This is a genomic window from Pseudomonas sp. D3 (assembly GCF_029320995.1).
Classification (GTDB): Bacteria; Pseudomonadota; Gammaproteobacteria; order Pseudomonadales; family Pseudomonadaceae; genus Aquipseudomonas; species Aquipseudomonas paraveronii.
The window spans coordinates 1,006,988-1,022,573 of sequence record NZ_CP119772.1; the positions used below are offsets into that span (position 1 = coordinate 1,006,988).

At 53.0% G+C, this 15,586-nt stretch carries 9 protein-coding genes; 5 read left to right on the forward strand and 4 right to left on the reverse strand.

The features are described from left to right. Positions 1 to 140 precede the first annotated feature (140 nt). The 3 genes from P3S72_RS04335 to P3S72_RS04345 all read right to left on the reverse strand — a co-directional run bounded on the left by P3S72_RS04335 (position 141) and on the right by P3S72_RS04345 (position 3,467). Positions 141 to 770: a LysE family translocator gene (locus P3S72_RS04335; RefSeq protein WP_276196387.1), complete on the reverse strand. Its 630-nt coding sequence runs from the start codon at positions 768 to 770 to the stop codon at positions 141 to 143. Between the two features lie 459 nt (positions 771 to 1,229). Beyond that, positions 1,230 to 2,651: a hypothetical protein gene (locus tag P3S72_RS04340; RefSeq protein WP_276196388.1), complete on the reverse strand. Its 1,422-nt coding sequence runs from the start codon at positions 2,649 to 2,651 to the stop codon at positions 1,230 to 1,232. A gap of 45 nt (positions 2,652 to 2,696) precedes the next feature. Beyond that, a complete protein-coding gene (locus P3S72_RS04345) occupies positions 2,697 to 3,467 on the reverse strand; it encodes a metalloregulator ArsR/SmtB family transcription factor (RefSeq protein WP_276196389.1) in 771 nt (256 codons plus the stop codon). Between the two features lie 74 nt (positions 3,468 to 3,541). Between P3S72_RS04345 and P3S72_RS04350 the strand changes: the two genes are divergently transcribed. The 3 genes from P3S72_RS04350 to P3S72_RS04360 all read left to right on the forward strand — a co-directional run bounded on the left by P3S72_RS04350 (position 3,542) and on the right by P3S72_RS04360 (position 8,070). Next, a complete protein-coding gene (locus P3S72_RS04350; protein ID WP_276196390.1) occupies positions 3,542 to 4,741 on the forward strand; it encodes a cytochrome P450 in 1,200 nt (399 codons plus the stop codon). Between the two features lie 540 nt (positions 4,742 to 5,281). Beyond that, on the forward strand, positions 5,282 to 6,712 hold the full coding sequence (locus tag P3S72_RS04355) for an IS1182 family transposase (protein ID WP_276196391.1): 1,431 nt from the start codon (positions 5,282 to 5,284) through the stop codon (positions 6,710 to 6,712). A gap of 395 nt (positions 6,713 to 7,107) precedes the next feature. After that, positions 7,108 to 8,070 (forward strand): hypothetical protein, encoded by a 963-nt coding sequence (locus tag P3S72_RS04360; protein WP_276196392.1) that lies wholly within the window; start codon positions 7,108 to 7,110, stop codon positions 8,068 to 8,070. 743 nt (positions 8,071 to 8,813) lie between these two features. Here P3S72_RS04360 and P3S72_RS04365 read toward each other — a convergent pair. Continuing rightward, complete coding sequence (locus tag P3S72_RS04365; RefSeq protein WP_276196393.1) at positions 8,814 to 9,740, reverse strand: hypothetical protein; 927 nt, start codon at positions 9,738 to 9,740, stop codon at positions 8,814 to 8,816. A gap of 1,033 nt (positions 9,741 to 10,773) precedes the next feature. Here P3S72_RS04365 and P3S72_RS04370 point away from each other — a divergent pair. Both P3S72_RS04370 and P3S72_RS04375 read left to right on the forward strand, forming a co-directional pair. Then, a complete protein-coding gene (locus P3S72_RS04370; RefSeq protein ID WP_276196394.1) occupies positions 10,774 to 13,752 on the forward strand; it encodes a TrlF family AAA-like ATPase in 2,979 nt (992 codons plus the stop codon). A gap of 905 nt (positions 13,753 to 14,657) precedes the next feature. Beyond that, positions 14,658 to 15,521, forward strand: coding sequence for a hypothetical protein (locus P3S72_RS04375; protein ID WP_276196395.1), 864 nt, complete (start codon positions 14,658 to 14,660; stop codon positions 15,519 to 15,521). Positions 15,522 to 15,586: the final 65 nt, after the last annotated feature.

Consider the following 15,586-nt stretch of genomic DNA (forward strand, 5'->3'; position numbering starts at 1 on the left):
TCTGCTGTTTGGTCAGCGCCAGCAACCTGTTAAAACCCGTCATCGAGCGCACACCATAACCTCGCAAAACCTAACATCGGACCGAGTGCGCGGGCCTGGCGCGATGTTGACAAATGTGACGTCGGACGGGCTTGGAGCCATTAAACCGGCCGGTTTAGAAAGACCAAGCGAGCTGCCAGAGCGGCCATTACCGCAGCGAAGCCATAAGCGCCTAGGCGTTTGGGGATCAAGCCGTTGCGCAGGCGCGCATGAAGCCGTCCGGCGCAAAATCCGAGTAGGGAATGAAACACCAAGGCGATCAGCGCAAGCAGCACCCCTAAGAACATCAACTGCAACGTGACGCTGCTGGTGCCGACGGTGACGAATTGCGGTAGGAATACCATGAAGAACAACAGCGCCTTTGGATTTAACAGGCTGTTGAGCGTGGCTCGGGCCAGGATTTTCCGCAATGAAGCCTGTGTAGGTTGAGTGTCAGTATCCGAAGGGGGAGCCTTCAATGCTTGCCAAGCCAACCCCATCAGATAACAAGCGCCTGCCCACCGCAACAAGTCGAACGCCGGTGCCCAACTCATCACCAGCGCCCCTAGACCCGCGCTAACCAGGACGGTCATCAGCAAATCGGCCAGGGTTATGCCGAGTGCTGCCGCGAGGCCAGCTCGCCAGCCGTGAGCGACTGCGTGGCTGGTGACGATTGCCATGTTAGGGCCTGGCACAATAAGCAGCAGCAAGGCGGCAACAATGAATAGGTAGAGATTAGTAGCGTCTGGCATAGCGCAATACCTCCTTGGATGAGGAGTCATGCTAACCGGTAATGTTCAGGTAGGAGCAGGTACAGCGGCGGGGGGATTTGGGCGGAACAGTCTGGTGCGGAGTAAGTCGGCCCTGAATTCGCAGGCACTCGATGTCTGCTCCTGGCCGGACATAGCCGCTTATGACTGACCGCTTTCGGCCGAGGCTGTGTAAAAACGTTTTTTCGGTGCGACAGGTACTCAAAACTGGACTGGCAATCGTGCTTCTATGCGAAATCCACATCTGCTGACGGGCAAATAAATTTCAGATTTAACGTAGACGCGCACACTTCAATTTTGGTGAGGCGTTTTTACACACTCTAGGCCAGAAGCAGTCGTTAGTTGTTGACCGAACGGCACCTTGTGAAGGGCCGGTTATTTGGCCGAAACTACTCCAGGAAAGCCGAGACCAATTAGTCATTGATCGATCAACTGTTTCTCCTAGATATCCTCAAAAAAGCGATCAGACTGTAAATCGTCAAGGTTGAAACTGTGCCTGAACTCGTCAGCTTGTGATTCCTCAAACTTGAACATCTGCGTTACCGATCCAACAATATAATTAGGGGGTAGATACTCGACCAACCCTTCCCCATCCTTGAAGCAGTGGATTACCCGGTGGAATAGTTCTGGCTGAAGGGGGATAGCGGCATTTGGGTTATGGAACATGTAAATGCCATCGTGCCAGGCTTCGTGGTAGTCGGTGCCTTCAACGATGGACTTAAAAGGATGAGGGTTGCCCTGCGCATCCGTGCGCACACCGTAGACTGCTGCAATCGACGTACTGCTCCGAATTCCTGCGAGACGCCCCATACGGTTGAACTTTGGAATCGTCGCGCCGGTGGCCAGCATAACGGCTGAGACATGCCGATTCCCCGGCTGAGCGAAGAAATTTGAAGCGATCGTCCGCCCCTCATACTCATGGCGCTCCACCTGCACCATTTTTCCGTCGACCAACTCCAGACCATAAAGGAATTTTTGTAGGGATCCTTGTGAAGTCGCCATCGACATCCCCTTCGAGTAATCATGGACCGCGATCACGAATGGATGCCCCTTGGTGTGGGGTAACTCCCAGTAGGGCAGTCCCAGGGGCTCAGGTCGGTGGCGCACCTTTTTGGCTAGCGTCCTCTGGAACTTGAATGGCATAGCCTTTTCAACGTGCTCCAGCAATGCGGACAGATTTTCCTCTTCGAGAGGTTGACCAAGTGCATCTTCTTCGCCTTCCAACTCAGCGACCGTGACAGCTTCTACCGCAACGGCCATGCCTCCTTTGGAAAGCAGATAATCCGGCTGAGGATGCGAATGATCAATTATGAAGTCGAGTTCATAGAAAGCAGCCTGGAGATAAAGCTCGAACAAACGTGAGTTGAACTCATTGCCCTGTAAGCCTCGGATGAAGATTCCATCGGGGTCTTCAAACCAATGAGCCAACTCCTCCATGGCAACCCTCGCCGGATAATAGACTGGATCATTCAAGAGCATCTTTAGGTAGCGATTTTGCTTATGAACGGGAACCTTTGAGGCGAAAATGCCGAACGGGCTTTCTGCCTCATCGCTCTGGGGAACCATCCCGGCCACAGCTTTTTCAACGATTCTTGGAATCACCTTGGTGGCTTCCTGAATCGCCGAGTCGGCGGTGGAAAGTGAAACCACCGTCTCCACTGCACGAAAACGCTTGGCCATGTCTCGAGCCAAAACAATCGCGTTGTAGTCTTTGTCGATATGACAGAGCAAAACCACTGCCAGCAGAGTTACCCCTTCCGTCTCGCAGGTATACCAGCTCACTTCAGTGGAGAAATCTTTTACGTGGGGTGAGCGGCCATAAAAGTAGGCCTCGAACCTGCGCTTGCTGATGGGTACGAACATTGTGAGTGTTACTCTTGCAGTTTTGAAGTTTGTGTAGCTGAGCAGTTATCGCGTCGGTAGAGCCGGCTCGGCGGGTCGTTTCACATTTCGCACGACTGATCTTTCCATCTCTTTGTTTTCTAGCGTGATCCCGAACCGGCCAGACAGCACCTCTCGCCCCTTGGATGTCAATCCAAGTGCCCGACTATCAAGGTCTTGAATAACCCACTTGCGACTTATGACCATCTGTAGAAAAGCCGCCCCGAGTGCGCCCGCAAGATGAGGGCGCCGCATGCTCCAGTCCAGGCATGAGCACGCGAAACGACGTCGCTGTGCCCTTAGCTTTTCTATCTCGATACCAAGCCCCGTCATCGCTTTTTCGCCGATCGTCGTAAGCTGATACATACCGTCCCCAGCAACCGGCACGGTTAACCAGCCTGACTCCATGAAATGGTCGTGCAGTTGTACAGCCAATGTTCCTGCCATGTGGTCATAACAGGTACGCGCGAACTGCAATCGGGTTGGGGTCGTTGAAACATATCGTGTATCCGCGTTTTGGCTAATCACCATGAGGGCCTCAATAGCCTGGGCCACTTGCGCGTCCGCCAGGCTGTAGTAGCGATGCCTGCCCTGCGTGTGCAGCGTTACCAACCCGTCCTCTTTTAGTCTTGCCAAATGCGCACTCGCCGTGGATGCACTCACGTCGGCGATGACGGCCATTTCGGTACTGGTACGTGCGTGGCCGTCCATCAGCGCACAAAGCATTTTCGTCCTCGCAGGTTCGGCAATTGCGCCGGCTACCCGAGAAATCGCGGTGTCGTTGCTTTGAACGTCCATATTTCGTTCCTGAGCGAATCGTCGGCATGAAGGGTGTTCGATAGTAGCCGTTCTTTGTGAACAGGACTTTTGGAATGACGCCTTTTGAAGCAGCTACCCATGCTGATCCCTACGTTTATTACTCAGGCCTCAGGCGACAAAACGGCCTGTTATTCGATGCAGATCTTCGTTTATGGATTGCAAGTGGTGCCAAGTTTGTCGAAGCCATTCTGGGGCATCCCGACTGTCGGGTGCGTCCGCTAAACGAGCCGATTCCTCCCGCCATTGCGCAAGGCGTGGCAGGAACGATTTTCGGTCGTTTGATGCGCATGAACGAGGGCCCGCAGCACCTGTGCCCCAGGATGGCTATCGAGCCTGCCTTGGCCTCTGTCGAGACAGAAAACATCGCAGACATCGTGTCACACGTGGTCGAGACCCTCGATAACCCGGTCGATAACCTGGATGAGTTGATGTTCACGTTACCGGTTTCCGTCATTGCCGCCTTGATAGGCCTTCCATCCAGCCGGCTAAAGGAAGTCGCGAGGCTGACACGGGATTTTGTTGCCTGCCTGTCGCCGTTAAGCGACGAAATTCAGCTCGGTGAAGCCAATTCCGGGGCCACTCGGCTAAGCGAATTATTCACCGCGTTGCTAAACAGCGACGATGAACGTAGCCGCTTCTTGAGCCATATCTGGAGCGGATGCGAAGGCACCGCCTGGGGAGATCACGATGCGTTGATCGCTAACCTGATCGGTCTGTTGTCACAGACCTGCGAAGCCACCGCAGGCTTGATCGGCAATACCCTCGTAGCGCTCCATCGTAACCCTGACCTGATTGAAGACATGCAACCTACGCCGATGCTCGTTGCAGACTTGGTAGCAGAGGTAGCGCGCTACGACTCGCCGGTGCAAAACACCCGGCGATTCGTAGCAAAGCGATGCACTATCAGGGGCCGCGTACTGGAGGCGGGCGATACCGTTCTATTGTTGCTCGCTTCAGCCAACAGGGATTCCTGCACGAACCCAGACCCCGATAGCTTCTTGCTCAAACGAACGCAAAGACGAACCTTCAGCTTCGGCTCAGGAAGACATGAATGTCCAGGCCAGCAACTTGCATTGACTATCGCCTCCGAGGCGATTTTGGTATGGCTACATCGCCACCCAGCCTCGTCTGTTCGTCCTTATCGGTGGAGCTATTTGCCCTCCCTTAACGGCCGCATTCCTAAGTTTTATCGTGATAGGGAAACTCAGTGCGAAATTGCGCTCCACTTGACCACCCGTTTGCATTCGACCTGACCAGTCACTTGCATTCGTTCTGACCAGCAATTGCATCGGATTTGACCAACACGCGTTGAAACCATGATCGGCAGAGAACGGCCCAGAGTGTGTAAAAACGTATTCGATCAGCAGCATCGTAAGGCGCTGGGTCAAACCACGTTCTGTGTAGATGTCCGACAGACCGAAAACCATCGAACGATGGGATCGTCTAAAACCAGTGCTCGTTCATTTTCGAAAGAAACTCTGGGTTAACCGGCGCGCTGGATGCTGAGCCGATGACCGAGTCAATCCCACACTTCGGACACAAAGCGGTGGTATCCAGATCGACCCACTCTGTGATTTCTGCGGACGAAAACACACTTAAGCAGTAAAAACAGCCACAACGATCACTTGCTTCAATTTGGGCTCGGTGATTTTTACAAAATCGGTGCGCTGAAATTACATCCATGGGTAAGCCCTTCAACTTCAAATTCAGTAGCATATCGTGCTTACGTCAGAGTACGTGAAGACCCGGCTAACGTTGCTATGATTACCCAAAGTGTTAACGCAGGATTGCCCATGAAACGTTTCATTCAAGGTGAGCATCGCGGACAAAGTACTTTGCTTCCCGAAAGCCTTGACGACTACGTCAGTGACACAAATCCGGTGCGAGTAGTCGACGTTTTCGTCGACGAACTCGACCTGGTCAATCTACGTTTTGAAGGCGTCATTCCAGCCGATACCGGCCGACCTGCTTACCACCCCGCAATCTTGCTGAAGATCTACATCTACGGCTATCTCAACCGCATTCAATCGAGCCGGCGTCTTGAACGAGAAGCCCAACGCAACGTCGAGTTGATGTGGCTGACAGGGCGTTTGATGCCCGATTTCAAGACCATCGCCAACTTCCGAAAAGACAACAGCAAGGCCATCCGAGGCGTCTGCCGCCAGTTCGTGGTGCTGTGTCAGCAGTTGGGCCTGTTCGGAGAACATCTGGTCGCCATCGACGGCAGTAAATTCAAAGCAGTCAACAACCGCGACCGCAATTTCACCAGCGCCAAACTGAAGCGGCGAATGGAAGAAATTGAATCGAGTATCAGCCGCTACCTGACGGCACTCGATGCTGCCGACCGGCAAGAACCAACAGCTTCCGAGCCCAGCGCCGTGCGGTTGGAAGAGAAAATCGCCAAGCTCAAAACTCAAATGAAGGAACTTCAGGCGATCGAAATCCAACTCAACGAATCGCCAGATAAACAGGTCTCACTTACCGATCCAGACTCCCGTTCCATGATGACGCGCGGCACGGGAATCGTCGGTTACAACGTGCAGACAGCGGTCGATACCCAGCACCATTTGATCGTTGCGCACGAGGTGACCAACGTCGGTTCCGACCGCGATCAACTCAGCTCGATGGCCAAGCAGGCCCGCGAGGCGATGGCGTCAGATACGTTGTCGGTGGTGGCTGACCGAGGTTACTTCAAAAGCGAACAAATCCTGGCTTGTCACGATGCAGGCATCACCGCCTATGTGCCTAAGCCGATGACCTCTGGAGCCAAGGCTGACGGGCGTTTCAATAACGATGCCTTCATCTATGACGCGACCAAAAACGAATACATTTGCCCGGCAGGAGAGGCGCTGATCTGGCACTATTCCTACGTTGAAAAAGGCCTGAAGTTGCACCGGTACTGGAGTTCGAAATGCCAAGGCTGCGCGTTGAAATCGCAGTGCACACCGAGCACGGAACGACGAGTTCGACGCTGGGAGCATGAAGAGGTATTGGAGGAGATGCAGCATCGGCTGAGCAAAGCACCAGAGATGATGCGAGTCCGAAAACGGACGGTTGAGCATCCCTTCGGGACGCTCAAACAATGGATGGGAGCGACGCACTTCCTGACGCGAAAGCTGGCCGGGGTGAGTGCGGAGATGAGCTTGAATGTGCTCGCCTACAACATGAAACGAGTCATGAAAATCATCGGTGCTCACGGTTTGATGAAGGCGCTGTCGGCCTAAAAAAGGCTGATTTCGGCCCATCCCAGAGGCTGTAAAAACCGCATTGACGTGTCCCAGGTCGCGACTGATGCGACCCGCAACATTGACCGTGCTATCGCTCAGCAAACGAACGTCGATGACCCAAGACGATGAGGCAATGAGCGTTTTTACACACTCTGGGCCAAAAGCAGCCAAAAGCAGCTCCTTGACCGCCGATTAGCCGGGCGGCTCGTTACTTCTCGTGTGAACAACTCGGGAGTCCACCGTCACTCATTCGCTAGTGCTCAATATTTGCGGGCTTCACGTGCGACAGGTAGGATCCGCCCCATCTACGCTACTGCGTTAACGCGTTCGCCAGGCTACCCATGGATCACCCGCACGAGCTACCGCCGTGCATGTATGGACACAGGTAAAGCATGACCCGAAACCTCGCATCGATTGGCCTGATGTTCGCCCTGGCCGGTTGCCAGAGCCTCAACGACATGGGCAAGAGCACCGCCGACTACATCAAGGCGGCACGGCGGACTCCGATGGAACGCTACCTCGAAGAACAGCGCAACCGTTACGAGCCGCTTGGCACCTTCGATTACACGCGGGACGACAACCAGAGCAAGGCCTGCCGTGAAGCCATTTACAGCAGGGATGTTGCACCCGCTAGTATGGAGATGGTCAAGGGAAGCAGCGATGCTGGTAATGCGATGTGCCGGCATGTGCTCGGCACGTTTTACGAGAGCGGCAACGGCGTCACTCAGAACATCGGTATGGCCCGCGGTCTGTATCTCGAAGCGGCAAAGGATGACCCTTACGCCTATGTCGAACTCGGGCGCATGGCGCGCGACGGGGTGGGCGAGCCAGCTGATTGGATTAAAGCCCGTGATTACTACCGACTGGGGGGACGATCTGGTGCGGTGGCACTGGGTGGGATGATGGAGCACGGACAGGGCGGTGCGCACGATGTGCCCGGGGCCTTGAAGCTTTACATTGACGCGACGCAGAAGTATGGCGACAAAGCTTGGCAGGCGATACAGCCACTGTTGGCGCGAGGGCTCGAACTCGACGCCGGGCAAGTGCAGAAGTACAACCGGTTGTGGACCGAACGATTTGTACGCGAGCAGCGCAACCGCTTGTTGATGTCTACGGTGTTCCAGCATGTTAAGGCATCCGGTCAGACCTTCACGGTCACCGTGCTTTACCGGTTCACGGCTGGGCAGCCCCGTTCCAAGGCCTATCTGGTCAAGAGCTGCGGCGATCCGGTTATCGACAGTCTTGTGGTGTCGGCAGTGGACGGCCTACCCATGCAGGATCCCTACCTGGTGCCGGCGGGCGAGGACATTCCGCCCATCCAGGTGCCTGTCGTATTAATGCCAACTGCTGGTTGAAGCCTTGTGTTGCCATTGCTGACCTCATCACTGGCAAGCCGGCTCCCGAACAGTCCAAACTTCGAGAGTAGCGTGGGAGCGGACTTGCCCCGCGATGAGACCGGTTCAGGCAACGCTGCGGCCAGCCTACACTCAAGAGCGCTGCTACAGCCGTCAGATATGAATGAAGGCAAGCGCAGCGCGCATGACTGCGTCCGCTCTTTCTTCTGCACCTGACCTAGTACCCAATCCAGCAACCTGCGCCCGGCATCAAGCTCGGAACTCACCGGCCAACGCTTCGGGTTAGCCCCAGTAGCGAACGTCTGCTATTGGCCGTTTTCTACCGGTCATGCCCACGAATCGCGCGGGTCAAATTCGATGCAAATGACTGGTCCGGCCGAATGCAAATGGGTGGGCACGTCCGTGCACTAACCCAGCTCAGCAATGATCGCCGTTATTTTTGCAGCATGGCCGGATAGGGGTAGACAGAGGTGGACAGCCAGAAACAAGAAAGCCCGCACGAGGCGGGCTTCTTGAGGTGATTCATAGACTGCTGTAGACGTCTATGGATCGGTACTTGGTGTACACAGTCATTTGAACTGATCTTGTAATGCGCTGTATTTAAAGGGTTTATTAAAGTACCTGTCGGTTAGGCATACATGTGGGCATACACGCTGCATGCTTCTGCCTACGGATGTAGTGGTATTCCGATATGGTAGTGGGTACACATGCCTGCCTGCTTTGGAGCAAACCTCCAGTCCGGCTCATGACGCTCTGTCTATCAGCCAGCCCACGAGGCCGTTACGAACGGCTTGGAGCGCTAGCATCTCTGGCCCCCAGTAAATAAACGCTCCGTCACTACTTTCCGTAGCTAAAGTCTTGAGGCTTGAATCTGGTGAGTGCGTGACGAAGTAGAAATGTGTAAAGCCGCTCATGTCCGCGAATTTGTCCTGATATGAACGGTACACCGACGCTGAGGCTTTTGATTTCACTTGGATGCCAATTCGCTCCTGGGTAATGGGAGACAAGAGATCAAGATCAATGTCTTTCTCCACCTCGCCCGCCACTCCTGTTCGCTGCCAACCGGCCTGCCGAAAAATCAAATCAGTGAGCGTCTCAAGATCCTTGGGATGTAGGTTTTTGATAATGGGTATGACCGCTGCAATCAGGTTGTCGACGGCTAACTGGGCTTCTGCGACATGAGGCTCAGATGTACCCATGATTTTGTGAATCAAGTAGTCAAACTCTCGGACGGTACAGATTGTTCCTTGGAAGCTCTGTACTGCTAGAAGCTTGCCGCTCAAGTGCCCTTTGATGAGGGATCGTCCATTGACGTCAGTGTCACGCCACTCACCTGATACCTGGCGGATTTTTGTTTGGTCTGGGAGCTGCCTAATTCCAGGCGTAGCAAAGCACCACCACAGCCGGTCAGAAAAGAAGGTTATCCAAAGAGTAGTCTCCGGCTCCTCGTAGAACTGTCGCACCTGGTTTATGTGCCGTGTGACGCTGCCCTGGTCCGAACTTGCCGGGAAGGAGTTACGCGCAGCTTCCCAATCTCCACTTACGCAGTGCTCATGGGGCACATCACGATACCCAATTCTCAATGTGCCGTTTTCGATGCACTCCTTTTCCCATTGTCCGCTGGGACCTAGCTTGATGAAAAAAGCCTTGATGGGTTTGACGTTCAACAATTCGATACCTCTCCGTGGTGGGATGGAGCTTTCGGCTGCACGAGCTTGGTGACATGCAGAGTAGCTGATTGGGTACTGCTTGGGTCCTGAAAAACTGCCGGGGCCCCTGCGGGATTCCTTAGGTCACGGGGCATGAAACCCGCGGGATCGTGGTAGCGGCAACCACACCAGCTTACTGAAATTTCAATGTTGAAATTGAAAGGATCTTGAAGAAAAAAGGGCATCGTTACCGTATTGGTAACGGTACTCGCAGATGGCTGAAAGCGTAGGGCATATGCACAGGTGAACTGGAGTTCACCAGGTTCACCTGTTCACTAAGCTGGGTGCCCTTCCGCTAACACGATCCGGCGGGTTTCCTACCCCGTACCTAGAAGAATACTTCAGGGTCCCCACCATCGAACCAAACCCAAGAGCGTGCCCCACCTCGCTTCGCTGAAGGAGTAATACTAAAGGGGCTAGGGGGTTACCCTAATAAAACCGTGTTACGGGTGTTACGGGTGTTACATAAGTATATAACTATATGATTTTAAATGATTTATATGGCGTTACACAGCTGGGGATGGTTCTCCCATATGCGTGTTACATGGCAAATAGGTGTTACATCACTGAATGCCTTAGGAGGAGCTGTTTGTGATGATTACGGCGGGTGCCATCGACTAGGGGTTTTCGTTTAGACGGGCCGCTACCGGCCGAGGCTGTGTAAAAACAGTTTTGAGCGCGACCTTTACTCAAAACCGGACTGAAAATCGCGTTTCTACGCGAAATCCACATCTGCTGACGTGCCGATAAATTTCAGATTTAACGTAGACGCGCACACTTCAATTTTGGTGAAGCGTTTTTACACACTCTGGGCCGATAGCGGACATTAGGAAGAGGCTATTGGCTGAAATCGGTTATGCAGGAAGACCTTCTAAGGCAAATTGTCGGGCGATCGGGCTGGCAAAAAGCCATATGAATCGGTCCTGCCATTCCGTTATGCTCCATGGGCAGTTTTGCATTCCAGGTACGGAGAGATTGGTAATGGGGATTTCAAATGATTAGTCGTGGGTCTGAATGGCATCGGTGGGAGCCGCACATTCATGCCCCGGGTACGGTTCTGAACAATCAATTTGGCTCAGACAACCCGTGGGAACCCTACCTTCAATCGCTTGAAGAACTGATACCTGTAGTGGAGGCGATAGCTGTTACTGACTATTACGTCACGGACACCTATGAGGCCTTCCTTAAACACAAAGAGGCTGGCAGGCTGCCAAGTGTCCAGCTTCTCTTTCCGAACATTGAGCTTCGCCTTGATGTTGCCGCGAAATCCGGCTTTGTGAACATCCATCTGCTGATCAGTCCAGAAGATCCTGATCACCTGTCAGAGATTAAACGGATCCTTAAGCGCCTTCAGTTTCAAGCTTTCGGCGACCGGTTTGATTGCACACGGGATGAGCTGATAAAACTCGGGAAGTGCGCTGACTCCTCGATTGTTGATGATGGCGCTGCTTTACGGCATGGAGCGACGCAATTCAAAGTCAATTTCGACCAGCTCCGAAAGGTTCTTGGTGAAAGCGACTGGGCGAAGAAGAACATCCTAGTCGCTGTAGCCGGTAATGCGGGCGATGGGACATCCGGAGTTCGACAGGCTGCGGACGCGACCATACGCCAAGAAATAGAAAAGTTCGCACATATCATTTTCTCTAGCAGCTCCGCACAGCGAGAGTTCTGGCTCGGCCAACGTTCTAGCATGACTCCAGAGGATTTGCGCATTCGCTATGGCGGATTCAAACCATGCCTCCACGGCAGCGATTCCCACGACCAGAAATCGGTGGGACAGCCGGTAGATAAACGTTTCTCATGGATCAAGGGAGCACTCGAATTTGATGCCCTCCGTCAGGCTTGCATTGACCCAGAGGGGCGCGCTCACGTTGGCGAGCTGCCTCCTCGTTCTGCCATGCCTTCCCAAGTTATTTCCCATATAAGAATCAATAACGCAGCCTGGGCGGAATCGCCCAGCATCCCTCTAAATCCTGGGCTTGTGGCAATCATTGGCGCGCGAGGTTCGGGTAAAACCGCTCTCGCCGACATCATCGCTGCCGGCTGTGATGCGATCACCGAAGAGAGTTGGAACGCAGATGAGAACAGCAGTCCATCCTTCCTGGCACGTGCTCGACGGTTGATGGGAGATGCATCCACTACTCTTACCTGGGGAGGGGGAGCCTCCGTCGAACGCGCTCTTGATGGGAGGGACGCGAATGGCCATATGTCCTTTGCGCGGGCTCGCTACCTTTCTCAGCAGTTCGTTGAAGAGCTGTGCTCGGCAAAAGGTATGTCCGACGGCCTGGTGGACGAAATCCAGAGGGTCATCTTTGATTCACACACCCCAGATAGTCGCGATGGAGCTATCGATTTTGGCCAACTTCGCGAGCAACTGACGGCTCGCTTTCAACAAGCTCGCGCTCGAGAGGCTGCGGCAATTGATGACATATCAGAGCGAATCGCGATCGAATTTGAGAAGGAAAGCTCAGTTGCTTTGCTGACCACTCAAGTCTCTCAGAAAAAGCAGCAGCTCCATGGGTACTCCATCGATCTGGCAAAGCTCGTAGTCAAAGGTACAGAGGCGCATGCGATTCGGCATGCCCAGTTAAGTACGGCGGCCGAAAGCCTGAGAGGCCGAATCCAGGACTACGGTAATCAGCGTCGCACCTTCGTCGCGTTACAGGACGAGGTACGGAGCATGCGAGCAACAGGTGCGCCTGAAATCCTTCGGCAGGTACAGGCCAGGCACACTAATAGCGGCCTAGGGCCCGAGCAGTGGGATCAGTTCCTCCTGATTTATAAGGGGGATGTCGACCAGAGTCTGACCGCCTATATCAAATGGGCTGACGATGAGATCGCGAAGTTTAGGGGCGTTCCCCCGCCACCAGGCGATCCGCTGACTCCTCTCGTCGCCGATACGGTGGACATCACCTCTTTGGCACTAGCACCTATCACTGCTGAGATGACAAGGCTCGAAGCGCTTTTCAGTGCCGATAAGTTGATTCAAGATCAGTTCAAAGCTCTTTCCGACCGTATCACTCAAGAAAACACAATTCTCAAATCTCTTGAGACCAGGCTTACAGACGCCCAAGGGGCAGAAGCGCGGCGTAAGATGCTCCAGGCCGAGCGTAGTGACACGTATGGTCGTGTATTCGAGGCAATCATCAATGAGCAGGGTGCCTTAGCCGATCTCTACCATCCGCTAATGGTACGTCTGGAGGCCTCATCAGGAACCCTACAAAAGCTCGGCATATCAGTTCGTCGATCAGCCGATGTCGGCGAATGGGGAATCATTGGAGAAGAAAAGTTGCTCGATAGGCGAAAGGGCGGGCCGTTCAACGGCCGAGGGTCGCTGATCGATGCTGCAACAAGAGAGCTCAAGCTTGTATGGGAGACGGGTTCCGCTTTGGAAATCCAGACAGCAATGGCGGCTTTCATGGATAAGTACCGCAGGGACTTTATCGCTCATGCTCCAGTTTCTCAGTCCCAGCAAGGGGAGTTCCGCGCTTGGTCTAAGCAATTTGCTGCTTGGCTTTACAGCACTGGCCACATTACGGTCAGCTACGAGATTTTGTACGACGGTATCGACATCAGGAAGCTGTCACCAGGGACGCGGGGTATTGTGCTGCTCCTGTTATATCTGGCGCTCGACGACGCAGATGATCGACCTCTGATCATCGACCAGCCTGAAGAGAACCTTGATCCTAAATCGGTTTTCGACGAGTTGGTCTCTCTCTTCGTAGCCGCGAAAGCCAAGCGTCAGGTGATTATCGTCACCCACAACGCCAACCTTGTGATCAATACCGATGCCGACCAGATCATCGTGGCAACCTCGGGCCACCATACTCCGGGTGGCCTACCGCCTATTTCCTATGTGTCAGGGGGGTTGGAGAGCTTAGAGGTTCGTAAAGCAGTGTGTGAAATTCTTGAAGGGGGCAATACTGCGTTTCAGGAGCGAGCCAGAAGACTGCGAGTAAGGTTGGAGCGGTGAAGTGTGAACGGGGCGGGAAGTCATACCCACCCCGTTCAGGGTCTTATGGTCTGCAAACAGGTGCGATAGCACTCGTGATTTAAGATGAGTACGGGTATGACCAAAACGATCATCAGACCTACCTCGTCCCATGATACATGCGTGGGCTGTTGGATGATGAAGCGTTGGGGCTTTTTAAGAATGTCATAGATAATCAGTCAATAGACTAGTCAAACCAGGACACTGGACCGCTGTTTGAATCCCCCAGGGTTTTGTAGACGTTTCCGAAAGTCCGCTTTTGGCCAAATATTGCTCGTACGGACGGTAGAAACCGGCCAAAAGCAGTCATACCGGCTGAGTCCCCTCTGCGGCGGCCTCCTAGCAGAAGCCGCGTCAAACAATTCACGGTTGTAAGGGAGTGAAAAAGCGCATCCAGAAAGCGTTGGGCCATCATGAAGTTGATGTTGCTCACGAATACACCGAAGGATATTCAGGCCATAGCCTTGCACGGATTATCAAGAACATCATCAGCTAATGGAAATGCTGGCCAAGCCTGTAACTGACAACAGATCCATAATAAGCAGGAGGTGAGCACTGAGGCTGGCATTGCCAAAACTTATTGTACCCCCCTAAATGCATCAATCTTCTATCGAGCCGAGTACGACTATTTGAACATCGACATCGACATTGACTAGTGGCTAGGGCATTTGAGCCGCTTCTTAAGCATCATCAGGCCGAAAGCCTACAACGTCATAACCAGGCTGGTTGTGGGGGCAGGGATTACCCTCGTGATATCTCAGTCTCGTATATTTGAGGCTATGATTGTTGCTGGGTTCGAGTCATATTTTGGACGCTCCGAAGTACTTAGAGATTACCTAGATCAAGACTCCAACCTGCACTGGGGCACTTTTCTCATAGTAGTAGGAATGGTTTACCATCTGTTGATGACGGTTGGTACTGATTTAGTAAATACGCAACTACAACGCGTTCCAAAGTATCCAGAGCTGAAATTAGGTGTTGTGAATGCCGATGGCGAAGAGCTTTCAGGTGACAGCATTCAACTCAGAGGAGCTATATGCACAGTTCCACCAGAAGATGAAATTCCGAACTACGTTAAAGTTATCAATGTTCCTGGCGGGCGCAATGGGTTTAACATGTTTGGAGGTATGTCAACAGGTTTCATGGAACAAGGTCTCAATGATAAGTTTTTCAAAGAAAGAGCTAAATTTCTGAGGACCTGGGGTGGGTCTGAACTCCTATGCTTCAGGATAAGCAATGACTCTCGTGTTCTTGCGAAAAACGTAAGCGTCTGTCTTGTTATCCGGCGGGACGTTGGAGTGGCGGTGGATAACACTAACGACTACTTCCCAGATATACCATCCAAACAAAAATCACAGCGATATGACTTTTTGCAGCCAAACTCAATACCATCATACGATATCAAAAGAGGCCATTCCGATCAGGAGTATATTTTTACATGGGATGTTGGCGACGTGCAGGCAGGCACTGTAGTTGAATCAAAAACTGCAATGTTCATCCGGGCGGATCGAAACACGTTTATACGCGCCACCACCTACTGCGACGACCTTCCCGAACCTATTAGTAAAGAATATCAAGTGAAAGCAACAACTAAAGAAATCACGCAAATAATGGTCTCAGATCTGAAAGCCGACGATGCTGAGTTCTCCGCCATCCTAGACAATGCTGTTATGGATGGCTACTTGGGAAGACGTGCGGAAAAGGAATTCAACAAATACCAACATGAATCGCAAGAGCATTTGCCTGACTGATTATACCTTACCAATAATGCGACTCTGGCCATTTCCTTTGATACCTACGACAACGATGCCCATAG

Coding starts and splice junctions, on each gene's coding strand:
- P3S72_RS04335 (WP_276196387.1), bottom strand. CDS start 770: ATGCCAGACGCTACTAATCTCTACCTATTCATTGTTGCCGCCTTGCTG.
- P3S72_RS04340 (WP_276196388.1), bottom strand. CDS start 2,651: ATGTTCGTACCCATCAGCAAGCGCAGGTTCGAGGCCTACTTTTATGGC.
- P3S72_RS04345 (WP_276196389.1), bottom strand. CDS start 3,467: ATGGACGTTCAAAGCAACGACACCGCGATTTCTCGGGTAGCCGGCGCA.
- P3S72_RS04350 (WP_276196390.1), top strand. CDS start 3,542: ATGACGCCTTTTGAAGCAGCTACCCATGCTGATCCCTACGTTTATTAC.
- P3S72_RS04355 (WP_276196391.1), top strand. CDS start 5,282: ATGAAACGTTTCATTCAAGGTGAGCATCGCGGACAAAGTACTTTGCTT.
- P3S72_RS04360 (WP_276196392.1), top strand. CDS start 7,108: ATGACCCGAAACCTCGCATCGATTGGCCTGATGTTCGCCCTGGCCGGT.
- P3S72_RS04370 (WP_276196394.1), top strand. CDS start 10,774: ATGATTAGTCGTGGGTCTGAATGGCATCGGTGGGAGCCGCACATTCAT.
- P3S72_RS04375 (WP_276196395.1), top strand. CDS start 14,658: ATGGTTTACCATCTGTTGATGACGGTTGGTACTGATTTAGTAAATACG.